Origin of the sequence: Streptomyces corallincola (genome assembly GCF_019104725.1) — a bacterium.
Taxonomy (GTDB): domain Bacteria; phylum Actinomycetota; class Actinomycetes; order Streptomycetales; family Streptomycetaceae; genus Streptomyces; species Streptomyces corallincola.
In genome coordinates, this window is sequence record NZ_JAHRXF010000006.1 from 90,831 (window position 1) to 108,697 (window position 17,867).

The window sequence follows — 17,867 nt, forward strand, 5'->3', positions numbered from 1 at the left end:
ACGTTGCCACCCCCTCGGGCACGCTGCCGAACACTGCCCCCACGGCGGCCGACTGTCAAGATGTCGGCAGTGCTTCGACTTTGTTTCTCGTAAATTAGGAATAAATGTTGACAGCGTTTCGGACGGGCGCCACAGTCGTCGCCGTGACGCCGTCGGCCCCGGGGATGTCCGCCCGAGCTGATCCTCGAACACCAGGACCCCCCCAGCACAGTGCGGCCCGCGTCACCCATCCCGCTTCCCAACCTCTGGGAGAGGTACGTGACTTCACGCCCGCTCGTACACGATGCCCGTCGTGTCCGGTTCGCCCGGACCACGCTCGCCGCGGCCATCGCGGTGACCCTGGCCGCCACCGTCACTCCGTCCGCCCAGGCCGCCCCGGCGGTGGACCAGGGAGCGCCGGACTACTACGACAGCGGCCTGGCCCCCACGCCCTACATGGGCTGGAACACCTACTACGGCCTCGGCGCGCCCACCGAGAAGGAGGTGCGCTCGGTCGCGGACAAGCTGGTCAGCAGCGGTCTGCGGGACAGCGGTTACAACATCGTGTGGCTGGACGGCGGTTGGCAGGCCGACAACCCGCGCGACGACCAGGGCCGTCTGGTGGCGAACCCCGAGCGGTTCCCGTCCGGCATCCCCAGCCTCGTCAGCTACCTGCACAAGCGCGGGCTGAAGGCCGGTATCTACACCGACGCCGGTACCTACGACGGCGGCAAGAGCTGCGGTCTGGGCAGCCGGGGCCACTACGAGCAGGACGCCCGGCAGTTCGCCGGATGGAAGGTCGATGCCATCAAGGTGGACTTCCTGTGCGGCATCTCCGAGAAGCTCGATCCGGGGCCCGCGTTCAAGGAGTTCAGCGACGCGGTCGCCAAGTCCGGCCGCAGGATGATTCTGAACCTGTGCAACCCGCTCACCGACGACTGGGGCCTGCCCCACACCTGGGAGCAGGACGCGCACAACACCTTCTCCTACGCGCCGACCATCGCGGACTCCTGGCGCACCGGCACCGACATCGCCTGGGGCACCCCGACGCCCGGCCAGTGGCCCAACATCCTGCGCAACATGGACGCCAACGCCTGGCACCCCGAGGCGCAGGGCCCCGGCCACTACAACGACCCGGACTACCTCATCCCGACCCGCCGCATGTCGGACGGCAACCTGGAGCTGACCGAGGAGGAGTCCACCACCCAGTTCGTGATGTGGGCGGAGATGGCCTCCCCGCTCATCCTCGGCTCCGACCCGCGCACCCTGTCGCCGTCGATGCTCTCCGTCCTGCGCAACCCCGAGATCATCCGCGTGGACCAGGACCGCCTCGGCGTCCAGGGCGTCCGGGTCGCCTCCGACGCGACCGGCGACGTCTACAGCAAGGTGCTCTCCGGGAACGGCCGCCGCGCGGTCGTCCTGCTCAACCGCTCCGACCAGGCCGCGGAGCGGACCGTGAAGTTCTCCGACGCGGCCCTCGGCGGCCGGGTCAAGGTCCGTGACCTGCGCGCCCGCGCCGACCGGGGCACGCACACCGGCTCGTACACCGTCACCGTACCCGCGCACGGCACCGCGTTCCTCCAGCTCACCGGGGACGACGCGCTGCCCGGCAGTTCCCTCGGCGTGCCGGCCTCCGCGAGCCCGGCGGCCGTGCGCACCGCCTCCGGCCCGAGCGCCTTCGTGCGCGGCCCGCGCGGCACCCTGCTCCAGCAGACCGGCGAGGGCAGGCACGCCAAGGTGTCCGACCTCGGGGGCCCGGTCCGCGGCGGCATCCTCGGCCAGCCCGCCGCGTACGCCTCGGCGGGCGGCCGGATCGACGTCTTCGTCCGGGGCGCCGACTCCCGCGTCCACCGGCGCGCGTTCACCGGCGGCCACTGGGGCGCCTGGCAGGACCTCGGCGGCAAGGTCGCCGACGCCCCGAGCGTCGCCTTCACCGACCCGGCGCACTGGACCCTGTTCGCCACCGGCACGGACGGCTCGGTCGTCCAGCGCGGGGTGAGCGGCGGCTGGACCTCGCTCGGCACGCCCGGCACCCGTCCGGCGTACGGCAGGCCCTCGGCCGCCGTGGACGCCGAGGGCCGCGTCCACGTCGCCGTGCGCACCTCGGCGGACGACATCTGGACCCGCAGCCGCGCCAAGGACGGCGCGTGGTCCGACTGGAGCTCCATCGGCGGCACGGTCAGCGGCAGCCCGACCCTGGTCGCCTCCGGCGACAGCGTGCTGCTGTACGTCCGCGCCGGGGACTACACGCTCTGGCAGCAGCGCTACAACTCCGGTGCCTGGCAGGGCTGGAGCAAGCGCGACGAGTTCCCGAGCGCCGCGTTCGACGGCTCGCTCGGCGCCGTCGCGGGCCCGGACGGCACGGTGGACGCGGTCTACCGCGGACTGGACGGCACGGTCCACCGCGCGCAGTTCAAATAAATTAGTAATTAATCTTGACGTGGTGTGAGCACCACGCGAACCTTGATTCGCCGCGACGGGGCCGCCGAGGCCCCCGGCCGCACGGCCCCGTCGCGTGAATCCACAGGGAGCCCTTCATGACGAACCTTCAGACGAGCCGCCGGCGTTTCCTCGCCGGACTCGGTGCCACCGGTACGGCGGCTCTGCTCAGCGGCTGTGTCACCTCCGCCTCCGACGCCAAGACCTCCTCGAAGGGCGCGGTGACCCTCCAGTCGAACCTCTCGGCCCCGCAGGCCAAGGCCGCGATGGAGGACCTGGCCGCCGCCTACGCCAAGAAGGGGTCCGAGCGCGTCAGTCTCAACACCGTCGCCGCCGAGACCTTCCGCACCCAGCTGCCGACGTACCTCACGTCCGCCAACCCGCCGGACGTCCTCACCTGGTACCCGGGCTCGGTCGCCGACGCCTATGCCAAGAAGAACCTGCTGCTCGACCTCGACGACGTCTGGGCCTCCTCGCCCGACCTCAAGCGCTACTCCAAGGCCCTCAACTCGCTGTGCACCTCCGGCGCGGGCAAGAAGGTCTTCGTGCCCTCCACCTACTACTGGTGGGGCATGTTCTACCGGAAGTCCAACTTCGCCAAGTGGGGCGTGAAGGAGCCCAAGACCTGGGACGAGTTCATCGCGCTGTGCAAGACGCTCAAGTCCAAGGGCGTCTCCCCGATCGGCCTCGGCGCCGGTGGCGGCACCGCCTGGGTCGCCTCCGCCTGGTTCGACTACCTCGACATCCGGATCAACGGCGCGCAGTACCACCGCGAACTCCTCGCGGGCAAGCACCGGTTCGACGACCCCCAGGTCCGCAAGGTCTTCGACCGCTGGGCCGAGGTGCTGCCCTACTTCGACCCCAACGGCACCGCCGTCGCCTTCCAGGACGCCACCACCTCGCTGCTCAACGGCCGTTCCGGCATGATGCTGATCGGCACCTTCTTCGCCGACGCGGCTCCCAAGGACGCCCTGGACGACATCGACTTCTTCCGCTTCCCGATCATCGACCCCAAGGTGCCGCTCGCGGAAGAGGCCCCCACCGACGGCTACTTCGCCAGCGCCCGCACCGGCCGCGGCAAGCAGGTCGGCGACCTGATGAAGTACCTGGCCACCGCCGAGGCCCAGGAGATCTACATCAAGGGCTCCTCCGGCACCGTCCTGCCGTGCAACCCCGATGCCAAGGACGCGGGCACCCCGCTGGTGAAGAAGGGCCGCGCGCACATCGAGGAGGCCGCCGAGATCACGCAGTTCTTCAACCGCGACTCCAGCGACGCCCTCCAGCCGACCGCCGACACCGCGCTCACCAAGTTCATCGCCAAGCCCAAGGAGATCGACTCCATCCTGAAGCAGTGGCAGCGCGACGCCGAGAAGATCTGGAGCGCCTGAGGTGGCAGTGCTCACCCCCACGGCGCGCAAGTCCCCGGCCGCCCCGCCGCCCGGCGGCGGACGCGGCCGGGGGCCCGCCCGGCGCACCCCGCCGCTCGTCCTCGCGTTCGTGCTCATCCCCCTCCTCGCCGAGGCGCTGTGGGTCTTCTGGCCCGCCCTCCAGGGCTTCTACCTCGCCCTGACCTCCTGGGACGGCGTATCCGCACCCCGGTTCGTCGGCCTCGGCAACTTCCAGGAGATGGTGCACGACGAGGTCTTCCGCACCGCCGCCATCGACACCGTCCTGTGGCTGGTGCTGTTCGGCGGGCTCTCCGCCCTCCTCGGTCTCGCCGCCGCGATGCTGCTCCAGCAGGAACGCCGGGGCGTCGGCTTCTACCGCGCCGCCCTGTTCCTGCCCGTCGTCTTCTCCCTGGTGGCCACCGCCCTCGTCTGGCAGGCCATCTACCAGCCCGACGGCGTCCTCAACCAGATCCTCCAGGGCATCGGCCTCGGCAGCCTCAGGCACGCCTGGCTCGCCGACCAGGACACCGCCCTGTACGCGGTCATCGTCCCCGCCCTGTGGCGCCAGATCGGCTACGTCATGGTGCTCTACCTGGCCGGACTCAAGGGCATCGACCCCTCGCTGTACGAAGCGGCCAAGATGGACGGCGCCGGACGCTGGCAGCGCTTCCGCCATGTGACGCTCCCTCAGCTGCGCAGCGTCAACGCGGTCGTGCTGTCCGTCATCATCATCGACTCGCTGCGCTCCTTCGACGTCGTCTGGTCGCTCACCCGTGGTGGCCCCTACCACTCGTCCGAACTGCTGAGCACATACATGTACTCCACAGCCTTCCAGTCCCTGCGGCTCGGCTACGGCTCCGCGCTCGCCGTCGTCATCTTCGTGCTGGCCTTCGGCGTCATCTGCTCCTACCTGGTCCGCGCGTTCCGGGAGGCCGACTGATGTCCGCCGACACCGCCGACACCACCGCCAACGCGACCGCGCTGAAGCGCAGGCGGGCCGCGACCGCCGGGTTCCACCTCGGCGCCGGACTGCTGTCCGTGCTCTGGCTGCTGCCCATCGTGCTGGTCCTCGTCACCAGCCTCCGCTCGTTCGACGACATCGCCGCCAACGGGCTCGGCAGCCTCCCGCACTCCTTCACCCTCGGCAACTTCCGCCAGGCATGGGTGGACGGCGGCCAGCAGCGCGCCCTGATCAACAGCCTGATCGTCACCGTCCCGTGCGTGCTGATCACCCTCGCGCTCGCCGCGATGGCCGCGTTCGCCCTCAGCCGCTACGACATGCCGCTGCGCCGCACCCTGCTGCTGCTCATGCTCGGCGGCAACCTGCTGCCCCCGCAGATCCTGCTCATCCCGGTGTCCAAGCTCAGCGAACTCATGGGCATCTACGACACCCTGTCCGCCCTCATCGGCGTGCAGATCGGCTTCGGCGTCGGCTTCTACGTCTTCGTGCTGCACGGCTTCATGCGGTCCATCCCCGACGAGATCCAGCAGGCGGCCGTCGTGGACGGCGCCGGACCCTGGCAGATCTTCTGGCGGATCATCCTCCCGCTCACCCGTCCCGCGCTCGCCGCCCTCGGCGCCCTCGCCTTCACCTGGATCTTCAACGACCTGCTCTGGGCCATCACCGTCCTGCGCAGCGACACCAAGATGCCCATCACGGCCGCGCTGATCGGCCTGCAGGGGCAGTACGTTTCCATGTGGAACGTGATCGCGGCCGGTTCCGTCATCGCGGCAGCCCCCACGGTGGCCGTGTTCCTGCGGTTCCAGCGCCACTTCGTGGCCGGCCTCAACCTCGGAGCGGTGAAATGACCTCGTACGAACGCTGGACCCTGCGCACCGAGCACACCAGCTACACGGTGCGGCTCTCCCCGGACGGACCCTGGGCCGAACTCGACGCCTGGGGACCGCACGGCGCGGAGGACGGCCCGTCCGCCCTGGACTGGTCCCGGCGCACCCACTACATCACCCCGGCCGACGCCGCCCCGGCCGAGTATCTGCCGCAGGGCCAGCGCCCGTTCACCGGCGCCGACCTCGTCGTCGGCCACTCCGGGCACGAACGCGGCGTGTGGTGGGAGTTCACCGGCGCCGAACAGGACGCCGACGGTCTGCGCCTGACGTTCACCGACGCCCTCGCCGGACTGCGCACCACCCTGTGCTACACCACCGTCCCCGGCACCGACGTCGTACTCCGCTGGACCGAGCTGACCTGCACCGGGGAGAGCGAACTCCGCCTGGAGCGGCTCGACTCCGGCGCCGTCAACGTCCCCGTCGCCGCGGGCGCCCGGCTCACCTACCTCACCGGACAGTGGTCGCAGGAGTTCACCCACACCCAACTCACCCTCAAGCGCGGCACGTTCACGATGGGCAGCACCCAGGGCGTCCCCGGCCACGCCTACGTGCCCTGGCTCGCCGTGCAGGACGCCGCCCTCCCCGACGACGGCACCGCGCCCACCTACGGCATCGCCCTGGAGTGGTCCGGCAACTGGCACGTCACCGCCGAGGCCGAACCCGGCGGCGCCGTCCGCGTCCGCGCCGGGCGCGTCCCGCACGAGGGCGTCGTCGTGCTCGCCCCCGGCGAGACCCTCACCACCCCGCGCCTGGCCTGCGCGTTCAGCCCCGAGGGCCTGGACGGCCTGGCCCGCGTCTGGCACCGCTACGACCGGCACCTCACCGGCGAACGCCTGGACCGCACCCGCAAGGTCCTCTACAACTCCTGGGAGGCCACCGGCTTCGACGTCGAGGCCGACGCCCAGCTCGAACTGGCCAAGGCCGCCGCCGAGATCGGCGCCGAACTCTTCGTCGTGGACGACGGCTGGTTCACCGGCCGCGCCGACGACACCGGCGGCCTCGGCGACTGGTACCCCGACCCCGCCGAATTCCCGCAGGGCTTCGGGCAGTTCGTCGAGGACGTACGCGCCCTCGGGCTCGGCTTCGGCCTCTGGGTCGAACCCGAGGCCATCAGCCCCCGGAGCCGCCTGTACGCCGAACACCCCGAGTGGGTCTACCGCGTCGAGGGGCGCCCCGGCCGCCTGGTCCGCAACGAACTCCTCCTCGACCTCGGCCGCACCGACGTCCAGGACTTCGTGATCGGCACCTTCGACCGGCTGCTCACCGAGTACCCCGTCGAGTACCTCAAGTGGGACATGAACCGGCCGCCCACCGAGCGCGGCCGCCCCGGCGAGGGCCCCGCCGACCGGCTCGACCTGGACGCCGGGCACGTCACCGGCTACCTCCGCGTCCTGGACCACCTGCGCACCGCCCACCCGCACGTCACCGTCGAGGGCTGCGCGGGCGGCGGCGGACGCATCGAGCACGCCACCGTGGCCCGCACCGACGTGGTCTGGCCCAGCGACAACACCGCGCCGCTGGACCGGCTCCGCATCCAGCACGGCTTCCTGCACGCGCACGGCCCGCACGTCATGAGTTCCTGGGTCACCGACTCGCCCGGCGTGTTCGACCCCCGGCCCCGCTCGCTGGCCTTCCGCTTCGTACTCGCGATGTGCGGCGTCCTCGGCATCGGCGCCGACCTGCGTACCTGGGACCCGGAGCAGCGCGCCGAGGCCGCCCGCTGGATCGCCCGCTACAAGGAGGTCCGGGACGTCGTCCACCACGGCGAGGCCCGCCTCCTCGGCAGCCCCGACGACGCGACCTGCGGTGTGCAGTACACCGAGGCGGACGGCCCCCGCGTCCTGGTCGCCGCGTTCAGCACCGGCGTCCTCGACGGCGCCCCGCTGGTACCCGGCCGCCCCGCCCGGCTGAGGCTGCGCGGACTCGACCCGGCCGCCCGCTACCGCGACGAGGAGACCGGCACCGAGTACAGCGGCGCCCATCTGCTGCACTACGGGCTGCCGCTGGCCTGGACCGCCGAGCACGACGCCCGGCTCGCCGTCCTCACCCGCGGCTGAACCACCCCGCCCGGCCCAGCCCCCCACTCCCCGAAGGAGCCGAACCCCACGATGGACCAGCCCGCACGACCGTACGGTGCCCGCTTCACCGGCCGCACCGCCGTGGTGACCGGAGCGGCCTCCGGCATCGGAGCGGCCACCGCCGAGCGCCTCGCGCACGAGGGAGCAGCCGTCGTACTCGCCGACATCGCGGACGAACGGGGCGAGGCCGTGGCGGCCCGCATCACCGAGGACGGCGGCCGGGCGGTCTACGTCCGCGCCGACGTCTCCGGCGAACAGGACTGGGCGCGCGTCGTCGCCGCCGCCCACACCTTCGGCCCGGTGGACGTCCTGGTGTCCAACGCGTACACCGTGGACGTCCGCCCGGCCCACGAGCTGACCCCCGAGTCCTGGCGGCGCCAGCTCGACGTCAACCTCACCGGCGCCTTCCTCGGCTTCCGCGCCGTCCTGCCCGACCTGCGCGCACGCCGGGGTGCCGTCGTCCTCACCTCGTCCGTCCACGCCCACAAGGGCATCCCCGGCCACCCCGCCTACGCCGCCACCAAGGGCGCGCTGCTCTCCCTGTGCGGACAGCTCGCCGTGGAGTACGGGCCCGAGGTACGCGTCAACGCCGTCCTGCCCGGACCGATCATGACCGCCGCCTGGGACCGCGTGTCCGAGGCCGACCGGGAGCGCAGCATCGCCGAGACCGCCGCGGGCCGCTTCGGCACCCCGGAGGAGGCCGCCGCCGCCATCGCCTTCCTCAGCGCCGACGAGGCCGGCTACATCACCGGGTCCCACCTCCTCGTGGACGGCGGCTGGAGCGTCGTCAAGTCCTCCGCGTGAGCACCGCCGACGCCCCCCGCCCGCGAACCGAGAAAGGCTCTACGACATGACGCCCTACGCCCGCCGTGGCGTCCACGGCCAGACCGTGGAGGCACTGGCGCGCCGCATCCTGGGCGGTGAGATGCCCGAAGGGGCCACCCTCGACCTCGTGGCGCTGCAGAGCGAACTCGACGTCAGCCTCACCGCCCTGCGCGAGTCCCTGAAGGTGCTCGCCGCCAAGGGGATGGTGGACGCCCGCCAGAAACGCGGCACGTTCGTCAGGGCCCGCGCCGACTGGAACCTCCTCGACGCCGACGTGCTGCGCTGGCAGTTCGAGGGCGGCACCGCCGAGGCCGACCGGCTGCTGCTGCGCAACCTCGCCGAGGTCCGCGCCATCATCGAACCGGCCGCCGTACGGCTCGCCGCCGAACGGCGCACCGACACCGACCTCGCCGCCCTGGACGACGCGCTCACCGCGATGGACCGCACCGAGCCCGACCCCTCGCACGCCGTCGATGCCGACCTCGCCTTCCACCGCGCGCTGCTCGCCGCCACCCACAACGAACTCCTCGAACGCATGGAGATGGTCATCGAGTCGGGCCTCGCCCACCGCGACCGGATCGTGCACAGCTCCCCGCACAGCGGCGACCCCGTCCCCGCCCACCGCGCCGTCCTGGACGCCGTACGCGCCCGCGACCCGCTGGCCGCCGAGGCCGCCATGCGCGCCCTGCTCGACCAGGCCGGCCGCGACCTGGACCGGGTGGACGAACCCGACGACACGAAAGGCAGCGGCGGCAAGTGAAGATCGCTCGCATTGAAACCTTCCTGGTCCCGCCGCGCTGGCTGTTCTGCCGGATCGAGACCGACGACGGCGTGGTCGGCTGGGGCGAACCCGTCGTCGAGGGCCGCGCCGAGGTCGTCCGGGCGGCCGTCGAGGTCCTCTCCGAGTACCTGATCGGCCAGGACCCGCTGCGCATCCAGGACCACTGGCAGGTACTGACCAAGGGCGGCTTCTACCGGGGCGGCCCCGTGCTGTCCAGCGCCGTCGCCGGAATCGACCAGGCCCTGTGGGACATCGCGGGCAAGACCTACGGCGCCCCCGTGCACGCCCTGCTCGGTGGCCCCGTCCGCGACAGCGTGCGCGTCTACGCCTGGGTCGGCGGCGACGAACCCGCCCAGCTCACCGAGCAGATCACCGAACAGGTCGAGGCCGGGTTCACCGCCGTCAAGATGAACGCGGCCGGACCGACCTCCCCCCTCACCACCGCCGCCGAGACCGCCGCCGTGGTCGCCCGCGTGGCCGCCGCCCGCGAGGCACTCGGCCCCGACCGGGACGTGGCGGTCGATTTCCACGGCCGGTTCGGCGCCGCCTCCGCCCGCCGCGTCCTCACCGAACTCGCCCCGCTGCACCCGCTGTTCGCGGAGGAACCTGTCCTGCCCGAGCAGGGCCACCTGCTGCCCGGCCTGGTCGCCGCCAGCCCCGTCCCGATCGCCACCGGGGAACGCCTCTTCTCCCGCGCCGAGTTCCTGCCCGTGCTGAACGCCGGTGTCGCCGTCGCCCAGCCCGACCTCTCGCACGCGGGCGGCATCTCCGAGGTCACCCGGATCGCCGCCCTCGCCGAGACCTACGGCGCGCTGCTCGCCCCGCACTGCCCGCTCGGCCCGGTCGCGCTCGCCGCCAGCCTCCAAGTCGCCTTCGCCACACCGAACTTCCTCATCCAGGAACAGAGCCGGGGCATCCACTACAACAAGGACGCCGACCTGCTCTCCTACGTCGTCGATCCCGAACCCTTCCGGTTCACCGCCGGACAGGCCCACCGGGGCGACACCCCCGGCCTCGGCGTCACCGTGGACGAGAACGCGGTCCGCGCCGCCGACCGCACCGGGCACGCCTGGCGCAACCCGGTGTGGCGGCACGCCGACGGCTCCTTCGCGGAGTGGTGACCGTGACCGCACCCCTCACCTTCACCACCGACCCGGCACACGGCGGACGCTGGACCTCGCTGCGCGCCGGAAACCGCGAATGGCTCTGGCACCGTCCCGACCCCGCCCGCGCACACGTCGTACCCGGCGACGCGTTCGTGGACGCGGGCGGGCTGGAGGAGTGCGTCCCCACCGTGCGCGGCACCCCCGACCACGGGGACGCCTGGTCCCGGCCCTGGACGCGCGACGGCGCCACCGAACGCGTGGACTGCGACGCGTTCACCCTCGCCCGCACCGTCCGCACCACCGCCGAGGGCGTACGGGCCGACTACACCCTCACCGCCGACCCCGGCCACCGTTTCCTCTGGGCCGCGCACGCGCTGCTCGACCTGTCCGAACGCGCCGAACTCCGGGCCCCCGCGGGCACACCCACCCGCGTGTTCCCCGAGGCCGCGCCCCTGCTGGACGGCCCCTGGCCCGACGGCGCCCCCTGGGCGGAGGGCGACTGGCCCGCACCGCGCGGCCTGCGCCTGGACCGGTTCGGCCCCGACGACGGCAGCGCCGCCGGGGCCGTCCTCGCCGCCGGGCGGGTCTGCGTCCACGACGGCGCCGACCGGCTCGCGCTCGCCGTCGAGAGTGAGGGCCAGCCGGTCTCCGTCGCCCTGTGGCGCAACCTCGGCGGCTTCCCCGAAGGCGCCCCCTACCGCAGCACCGGGGTCGAACCCATGCTCGGCCGCACCTTCGACCTCGCCGAAGCGGGCCCGGACGACGCCGCCCGCGTCCCCGCGTCCGGCGAGGTGCGCTGGACGCTCACCCTGACCGCCGGGTGCCGCTGCGACTGAACCCCGCCCCCGGACCACACCGTGTGCGGAGGCGGTCCGGGGAAAGCACCGCCGCTCGCCCGAGCGGCACCGGGTGCGCCCGCCGGGGGGCGGGCGCACCCCCGTACCGAACCGACACAGAAGGAGCCCCAGTCCGTGGACCTACGAGCCGCCCTGGCCGACCGCCGCCTCGTCGCCATCGTGCGGGGCGGCGACCCGGACGCCGCCCTGCGCACCGTGCTGACGCTGGCCGAGGAGGGCATCGACCTGATCGAGGTCTCCCTCAGCGGCGCCGACGCCCTCGGCGTCATCACCCGCGCCACCAAGGAACTCGGGCCCGGACGCCCCATCGGCGCGGGCACCGTGCTCACCGCCGACGACGCCCGCGCCGCCCTGGACGCCGGTGCCGCCTTCGCCGTCACCCCCGGCCTCGGCGCGGGCTCCAACACCGCCCGCGACCTCGGCCTGCCCGTCCTCGCCGGGGTCATGACCCCCACCGAGATCATCGCCGCCCGCGCGCGGGGCGCCGACGCGCTCAAGCTGTTCCCGGCCGCCGACGCGGGCGGCCCGGCCTACCTCAAGGCCCTGCGCGCCCCCTTCCCCGACGCCGTGTTCGTGCCCGTCGGCGGCGTGGACCTCGCCGCCGCCCGCGCCTACCTCGCCGCCGGTGCCACCGCCGTCGGCGTCGGCTCCCCGCTCGTCGCGGACGCCGCCGACGGCGGCAGCCGGACCGCACTGCGCGAGCGCGCCCGCGCCTTCCGCGCCGCCGCCGAGGAGGCCACCGCATGACCGGGCAGCCGCTCCCCACCCGCCCCGACCGCCTGGAACTCGGCGAGGGCATCCGCTGGACCGGTGACACGGTCGTCCTGGTGGACATCCTCAAGGGCCGCCTCTTCACCACCCCCGACGACCCGGACCTGCCGCTGGAGGAGATGCTCAGGCTCCCCGTCCCGCTCGGCGCGGTGGCCCCCGTCGCCGGACGCCCCGGCACCTGGATCGCCGCCGCGGGCACCGGCATCTGCCTGCTCGCCCCCGACACCGCCCCGGTCTGGCTCGCCACCCCCGAGGACCGCCCCGGCCCCGTCATGCGGATGAACGACGGCGTCACCGACCCCTCCGGCCGCTTCTGGGCGGGCAGCATGGCCTACGACAACACCGAGGGCGCCGGGTCCCTGTACCGCGTCGATCACGACGGCACCGTGGAACGCGCCCTCGACGGCATCACCATCCCCAACGGCCCCGCCTTCACCGCCGACGGCCGCACCCTGTACCTCGCGGACAGCGCCCACGCGATCGTCCGCCGCTATTCCGTGGACCCCGGCACCGGCCGCCTCGGCGCCCCCGAGGACTTCCTCACCGCGGACGAGGGCGGCCCCGACGGCATGACCGTCGATGCCGAGGGCGCCCTGTGGTGCGCGTTCTGGGGCACCGGCACCGTCCGCCGGTACCTCCCCGACGGCACCCTCGACCGCGTCGTCACCCTCCCGGCCAGCCAGCCCGCCGGAGTCTGCCTGGAGGGCACCCGGCTGCACATCACCACCGCCACGGTCGGCCTGGACACACCGGGGCCCTACGACGGCGGCGTGTTCACGGTGCCCGTGGAGGTGCCGGGGCGGCCCACGCCCGCGTTCCGGCTCGACCCCTCGGCACCGGTGGCGGGAGACCTCGCGTGACGGAAACCTGGCGCCCCGCACCGGGGCGCGTGGTCTGCGTCGGCGAGACGATGGCCGCCCTGGCACCCGACCCGCCCCGCCCGCTGACCGACGCCGCCCACCTGCGGCTGTCGGTCGCGGGAGCCGAGTCCAACGTGGCGATGTACCTCGCGGACCACGGCACCCCCGTGACCTGGCTCTCCGCACTGGGTGACGACCCGCTCGGCGCCCGCGTCCGCACGGCCGTCGCCGCCGCCGGGGTGGACGTCACCCACGTCCGCACCGACCCGGACCGCCCGACCGGCCTCATGCTGAAGAACCCGGCTCCCGGCGGCACCCGAGTCCACTACTACCGCAAGGGCTCGGCCGCCTCCGCGCTCGGCCCCGACCTGCTCGGCCACGAGGCCGTCCGCACCGCCGCCCTCGTCCACTTCACCGGCATCACCCCGGCCCTCTCCCCGTCCTGCCACGCACTGGTGGCCCGTGCTCTCGCCGTCCCGGCGGCGAGACGCCCGTACGCGATCAGCTTCGACGTCAACCACCGCCCCGCCCTCTGGCCCGAGGGCACCGCCCCGGACACCCTGCGCGGCCTCGCCGACCGCGCCGACCTCGTCCTCGTCGGCCTGGACGAGGCACAGGACCTGTGGGGCGCCGACCTCACGGCGGCCGGGGTGCGCGAGCTGCTGCCCGGCCCGCGCCTCCTCGTCGTCAAGGACGGCTCCCGCTCGGCCACCGCCTTCACCGCCACCGGCGCCGTCACGGTCCCCGCCCTGCGGGTCGCCGTCGTCGAACCCGTCGGCGCGGGCGACGCGTTCGCCGCCGGTCTCCTCGCCGCCCTGCTCCGGGGCGAACCCCTGGACCGCGCCCTCCGCCTCGGCCACCTCACCGCCGCCTCCGCCCTCAAGGTCACCGGCGACCACGGCCCCCTGCCACCCCGCCCGACCCTCGACCACCTCCTCACCCTCACCGACAAGGAGTGGGAGGCATACGAGGAGACACCCCGCCCGGCGTCGGACGGGGCCTCGGGAGGCGGGGAGCCGGAAGGCGCCCGGGCCGAATAGGCACCGGTCGGTACGGGGGAGTTGGTCACGAGGGCGGCCGGGGACCCGCGTCGCAACTCCGTCCCCCTCTGCGAGACCGATGTCGCCCCGTCACTGGAGCCGGGCACCGCACCGGGTCCTCCCCGCTCACGCGTCCACCCGCACGGGATAGCGGTGCACCGGGGGCAGACCGGGGAGCAGTCCGGGCCAGAACGTGTCGATCACATGGGCGCTCGGCGTGAACAGCGGCTGCGGCAGCGCGGCCAGGTCGGCGGGGTCGTGCCACTCCCACCGGGCGATGAGGTGCGGCTCCGCGACGACCGGCGTGCCGCTGTGCACGGTGACCCGGACGGCGGCCGTCAGCCGGGGCACACCGCCCACGGAGTCCATCAGCAGCGCGGCGACCACGGCATCGGCGGCCTCGGCCGTCAGCCCGGTCTCCTCCGCCAACTCCCGTACGGCCGTGACCCGGAACTCCTCGTCGCCGTCGTTCTTCCCACCGGGCAGCTCCCAGACCCCGCGCCGCAGCGAGTACCCCAGCAGTACCCGCCCCGCCTCGTCGGTGACGACGACCCCCGTACCCGTCAGGGCGTGCGGAGTCGGCTGCCCCTTGCCGGAGCAGGTGGTGCGCACGGGCACGGGATCGCGCAGCACGACGAACGCGAGACCGTCCGCGTCGTACCGCTCCGCCGTCCCCCAACCGTCCCGCAGCACCTCGATCTCCAGCTCGTCCAGCGCGATATGCCGCTTGTCCTCCGCCACGGCGTCCACCAGCGGGGTGACCACACAGACGGTGCCGCCGGGACGCAGCCGTTCGCGCACCCGGTTCATCACGCGGGTCCGGTCCTGGACGAACGCCCAGCTCAACCGGAACACGACGAGGTCGTAGGCGGGACGCAGCACCGCGTCCAGGTCGTCACGCTCGATGTCCACGCGCCGGTACGACACCGAGGGGGCGCCGTTGGCCGCGGCTGCCCCGGCACGCTCCAGGGCGGCGTCCGACCAGTCCACGGCGTCCACCTCGAAACCGCTCCCGGCGAGATGACGGGCCAACTCGCCCGGCCCGCAGCCGACATCGAGCGCCACGGCACCCGGCCCGGCGGGCACCTGCTCGGCCAGCAGCCGCCGCTCACTGTCCCGTAACGCGTGGAACATCCTGCCGCTCGCGCAGTGACGGTCCCAGCGGTCGGCGGTGTCGGTGGCGGTGGCGTTGTGCGTCATCGGTCGGACTCCTCGGTGGCGGTGCGGGATCATTGACGGTCGGGGGAGGACGGTCGGTGTGGTCGGGCGGGGTGGACGGGGCGGGCAGTGGTGAGATCCTGACGGGTCCGCGGGCGTCCTGGACCTACGGGAGTGGCGGTGCGGCGGACGCGATGGTTCGGCGGAGGGCGGAGGGCGGAGGGCGGAGTATGGAAGACGGGAGGGCGGCTCAGGACCAACCGGTCTCGCTGTACACCCGACCCTGGCGGATGCCCTCGATGGCGGTCCGCGCGTAGGGCACGAGCCTCTCCGGCAGCGCGTCGGTCGGCCACCAGTCCCAGCCGAGGCACTTGTCCGGCTCCAGCACCCGTGGTTCGCCGGTCCAGCGGCGCGCCCGGAAGACGAGTTGCAGGCGGGGCCGCGCGCCCGGCCCGTGCAGCACATGAACGGTGTGGGCCAGTTCGACATCCTCGGGTGCGACGGTCAGCCCCGCCTCCTCGGCCGACTCCCGGATCAGACAGGCGACGGCGGACTCCAGCTCGCAGTGTCCGGCGAGGAGATGATGCTGGCCCGGTGCGAACGGGGAGTCGGGATGGCGCCGCCCGAGGAGGATCTTGCCGCCGCGCTCCAGGTAGAGGTGGACACCGATGATGTTCGGCACGGTCCGGTTGTCGGTGGCCCGCACGTGGAGGACGGGGAGGGGCACGCCGTCCGCCGGGCGCCGGGCGTCGGGGGTGGCACGGTGCAGGGCGATGATCTCCCTGGCCTTGAGGTCGATGGTGAGCCGGGGGATCTCGTCGGCGTGCGTCCAGCGGAGCAGTACGCCGTCGGGGAGGGAGAGCGCGGTGGGATCGCCGTCCCAGGTGCCCGCGTACACGAGGAAGCGCTTGTTCCCTCCGGCCGCGTCACCCTCGTCCTCGACCACGGCGAACGGCACCAGACCGGCCACGGGGAGAATCCCGGCCCGATCCCTGAGCAACTCCCCGAGCGTGACGTCCAGTTCGGCACCGTCCTCTCGGTGCGCGACGGGCAGGGACCAGACACCGGGATCGTCGATGTGCCGGTGCGTGTCGCGGAGTTGAAGCAGACAGCGCCCGTCGGGATGGACGAGCAGAGCCATCCCGGCCGGGGGAGCGGCGGACGTGGACATGTGAGGTGCCTCCCGTGCTGACGGTGCCGAGAAGAACGCGTTCGACCACCTGTCAACGAAGGACCGGCCCACTTCGAACACACGTGTTTCGGTCGAAGTCGCACACGGCAATTCCCGCCCACGACCGCTCCGGGCGCGCGAACGCGCCCGAGATCTTCGTGGCGGACGAGCGCGGTAGCCAGGGCAGGGATCTGGTCGGACTTGAGTCGCCTACCCGAGCGTGTCGCGCGGTACAGCGGGGATGCCGAATTTCGGAGTGGAGTCGATCTCGCGGATGGCTCGATTTGTCGATGGAGTTGGACATGGCTCATGTGCCGACACTGCCGAACGACCGCACCCGAGAGTATGCATCCGCCACGGGGCGACGCACTCCACCAGGGCCCTGTGCAACCTGGCCCGCGACCTGGAAACTGCCGCCGCCCCGATCAACTACCGCAGGCGCCGAGAGGCACTCCACCGATGGCCCCGACCCCCGACACCTGGCAGGAGATCACCGACCGCCAGCCGCCCGTCCCCGGCCATATCCAGCCCCACTTGGACGACCGAACGCGCCGAGACGCATCCGCGTTCATCTGGACCCAGTTCACACACATTGAGCCCGCATTTCGTGCCACGCACGATTGAGGAAGAACAGCCAGCGCAGCAGCACCGGGGCCACACTCGCCCGACCAGATCGACAGCCTTCAGGCCGACTTCTGGCCCAGCTGCGGATAGCCGATCTCGGAGATGTCCTGGGCGAGGCTCGCCAAGCTGACCTCGGGATTCAGCAACGATACGAGTTCCTGGCTCAGCGGCCGCAAGGCATGAACCCGGCTCACCGCCCCCAGGTCGATGGAGGCCTCGTAGTAGTCCTCAGCGAAACGCTGGAACGCCTCCGGAGAACGGTCGATCAAGAGGCTGAACAGTCTCGTCGCACCGTCAGGATCGACAGCACCCTCGGGGAAGTCGATCGTCCCGTGATGCCACCGCGCGTCCGTCTGCCCCCGCCACAAGCAGGCCGTCACGACGGGCACACCCTCGTGATCGGTGAACGCCGGCTCCTCGACGAAGGGCCTGAAGAGCTCGGGGACCTCGTCGATCACTCCCGGCCAGACCTCGCCGTCGTTACCGAAGGGGCTCATTGGCGATTCGTGATCGAAGCCCCGCACGTAGGCCCCCGCTGCCGAGAACACGATCGAGTACTCGTCTCCCGACCCGTTGTGCATCGACGCCATCTGCTCCCCGTCGGCCCGAACGGCGTTGAAGGAGTAGTACCGGCCCTCCCAGTCCGGGCTCAGGATCGCATCGAGCATCGCCAGCGAACGGCACTTGTCCCGGAGGTCGGCGATGCTGGGGAGTTGGCGGGCCACGTCATAGACAGTCACGTACTCATCCAACCCGACACCACCGACACCGGGACCGCGCCCACCGACACGCCGAGGGCGCCGTTCGGGTGAGTTCCCGTAACTGGCAAGAGGCGTCCACGCGGCCTCGGCCATCGCGCATCGCCGGGCAACCCCCGCCCCCCGTGCATCCCCCCACCCTTACATCGTTGAAATTGACCCGCATTTGGCATGGACCTGATTG

At 72.6% G+C, this 17,867-nt stretch carries 15 protein-coding genes; 12 read left to right on the forward strand and 3 right to left on the reverse strand.

What is annotated here, in order from left to right; genetic code table 11:
• Window positions 1-258: 258 nt before the first annotated feature.
• The 12 genes from KUM39_RS06845 to KUM39_RS06900 all read left to right on the forward strand — a co-directional run bounded on the left by KUM39_RS06845 (window position 259) and on the right by KUM39_RS06900 (window position 13,972).
• A complete protein-coding gene (locus KUM39_RS06845) occupies window positions 259-2,400 on the forward strand; it encodes a DUF8189 domain-containing protein (protein WP_217784505.1) in 2,142 nt (713 codons plus the stop codon).
• 116 nt (window positions 2,401-2,516) lie between these two features.
• On the forward strand, window positions 2,517-3,806 hold the full coding sequence (locus KUM39_RS06850) for an ABC transporter substrate-binding protein (RefSeq protein WP_217784506.1): 1,290 nt from the start codon (window positions 2,517-2,519) through the stop codon (window positions 3,804-3,806).
• A gap of 1 nt (window position 3,807) precedes the next feature.
• Window positions 3,808-4,746 carry a carbohydrate ABC transporter permease gene (locus KUM39_RS06855; protein ID WP_217784507.1) on the forward strand — a complete coding sequence of 313 codons (939 nt, stop codon included), beginning with the start codon at window positions 3,808-3,810 and terminating at the stop codon, window positions 4,744-4,746.
• Complete coding sequence (locus tag KUM39_RS06860) at window positions 4,746-5,615, forward strand: carbohydrate ABC transporter permease (protein WP_217784508.1); 870 nt, start codon at window positions 4,746-4,748, stop codon at window positions 5,613-5,615. The genes KUM39_RS06855 and KUM39_RS06860 overlap by 1 nt, the downstream gene beginning before the upstream one ends.
• Entirely contained in the window at window positions 5,612-7,711 is a 2,100-nt protein-coding gene (locus KUM39_RS06865) for an alpha-galactosidase (RefSeq protein WP_217784509.1), read from the forward strand. The genes KUM39_RS06860 and KUM39_RS06865 overlap by 4 nt, the downstream gene beginning before the upstream one ends.
• A 51-nt stretch (window positions 7,712-7,762) precedes the next feature.
• Complete coding sequence (locus tag KUM39_RS06870; protein ID WP_217784510.1) at window positions 7,763-8,536, forward strand: SDR family NAD(P)-dependent oxidoreductase; 774 nt, start codon at window positions 7,763-7,765, stop codon at window positions 8,534-8,536.
• Window positions 8,537-8,582: 46 nt separating this feature from the next.
• On the forward strand, window positions 8,583-9,317 hold the full coding sequence (locus KUM39_RS06875) for a FadR/GntR family transcriptional regulator (RefSeq protein WP_217784511.1): 735 nt from the start codon (window positions 8,583-8,585) through the stop codon (window positions 9,315-9,317).
• Window positions 9,314-10,459, forward strand: a complete 1,146-nt coding sequence (gene dgoD / locus KUM39_RS06880) for a galactonate dehydratase (protein WP_217784512.1) — start codon at window positions 9,314-9,316, stop codon at window positions 10,457-10,459. Before KUM39_RS06875 ends, dgoD begins: the two co-directional genes overlap by 4 nt.
• Window positions 10,460-10,461: 2 nt before the next feature.
• Window positions 10,462-11,280: a hypothetical protein gene (locus KUM39_RS06885; RefSeq protein ID WP_217784513.1), complete on the forward strand. Its 819-nt coding sequence runs from the start codon at window positions 10,462-10,464 to the stop codon at window positions 11,278-11,280.
• A 135-nt stretch (window positions 11,281-11,415) separates the two neighbouring features.
• On the forward strand, window positions 11,416-12,048 hold the full coding sequence (locus KUM39_RS06890) for a bifunctional 4-hydroxy-2-oxoglutarate aldolase/2-dehydro-3-deoxy-phosphogluconate aldolase (RefSeq protein WP_217784514.1): 633 nt from the start codon (window positions 11,416-11,418) through the stop codon (window positions 12,046-12,048).
• Window positions 12,045-12,932: an SMP-30/gluconolactonase/LRE family protein gene (locus tag KUM39_RS06895; protein WP_217784515.1), complete on the forward strand. Its 888-nt coding sequence runs from the start codon at window positions 12,045-12,047 to the stop codon at window positions 12,930-12,932. Before KUM39_RS06890 ends, KUM39_RS06895 begins: the two co-directional genes overlap by 4 nt.
• Window positions 12,929-13,972: a sugar kinase gene (locus tag KUM39_RS06900; protein ID WP_217784516.1), complete on the forward strand. Its 1,044-nt coding sequence runs from the start codon at window positions 12,929-12,931 to the stop codon at window positions 13,970-13,972. Before KUM39_RS06895 ends, KUM39_RS06900 begins: the two co-directional genes overlap by 4 nt.
• A gap of 126 nt (window positions 13,973-14,098) precedes the next feature.
• Here KUM39_RS06900 and KUM39_RS06905 read toward each other — a convergent pair whose 3' ends face one another.
• From KUM39_RS06905 to KUM39_RS06915, 3 genes are all read right to left on the reverse strand, one after another.
• Complete coding sequence (locus KUM39_RS06905) at window positions 14,099-15,172, reverse strand: bifunctional class I SAM-dependent methyltransferase/NUDIX hydrolase (protein ID WP_246619722.1); 1,074 nt, start codon at window positions 15,170-15,172, stop codon at window positions 14,099-14,101.
• Window positions 15,173-15,380: 208 nt separating this feature from the next.
• Window positions 15,381-16,301, reverse strand: coding sequence for an NUDIX hydrolase (locus KUM39_RS06910; protein ID WP_217784517.1), 921 nt, complete (start codon window positions 16,299-16,301; stop codon window positions 15,381-15,383).
• Window positions 16,302-16,984: 683 nt separating this feature from the next.
• A complete protein-coding gene (locus KUM39_RS06915) occupies window positions 16,985-17,665 on the reverse strand; it encodes a hypothetical protein (protein ID WP_217784518.1) in 681 nt (226 codons plus the stop codon).
• Between the last annotated feature and the right edge of the window lie 202 nt (window positions 17,666-17,867).

Bases quoted from the DNA above. Each gene is read 5' to 3' on its own strand.
- KUM39_RS06875 (WP_217784511.1), top strand. From the start codon at position 8,583: ATGACGCCCTACGCCCGCCGTGGCGTCCACGGCCAGACCGTGGAGGCA.
- KUM39_RS06895 (WP_217784515.1), top strand. From the start codon at position 12,045: ATGACCGGGCAGCCGCTCCCCACCCGCCCCGACCGCCTGGAACTCGGC.
- KUM39_RS06905 (WP_246619722.1), bottom strand. From the start codon at position 15,172: ATGACGCACAACGCCACCGCCACCGACACCGCCGACCGCTGGGACCGT.
- KUM39_RS06870 (WP_217784510.1), top strand. From the start codon at position 7,763: ATGGACCAGCCCGCACGACCGTACGGTGCCCGCTTCACCGGCCGCACC.
- KUM39_RS06865 (WP_217784509.1), top strand. From the start codon at position 5,612: ATGACCTCGTACGAACGCTGGACCCTGCGCACCGAGCACACCAGCTAC.
- KUM39_RS06860 (WP_217784508.1), top strand. From the start codon at position 4,746: ATGTCCGCCGACACCGCCGACACCACCGCCAACGCGACCGCGCTGAAG.
- KUM39_RS06910 (WP_217784517.1), bottom strand. From the start codon at position 16,301: ATGTCCACGTCCGCCGCTCCCCCGGCCGGGATGGCTCTGCTCGTCCAT.
- KUM39_RS06850 (WP_217784506.1), top strand. From the start codon at position 2,517: ATGACGAACCTTCAGACGAGCCGCCGGCGTTTCCTCGCCGGACTCGGT.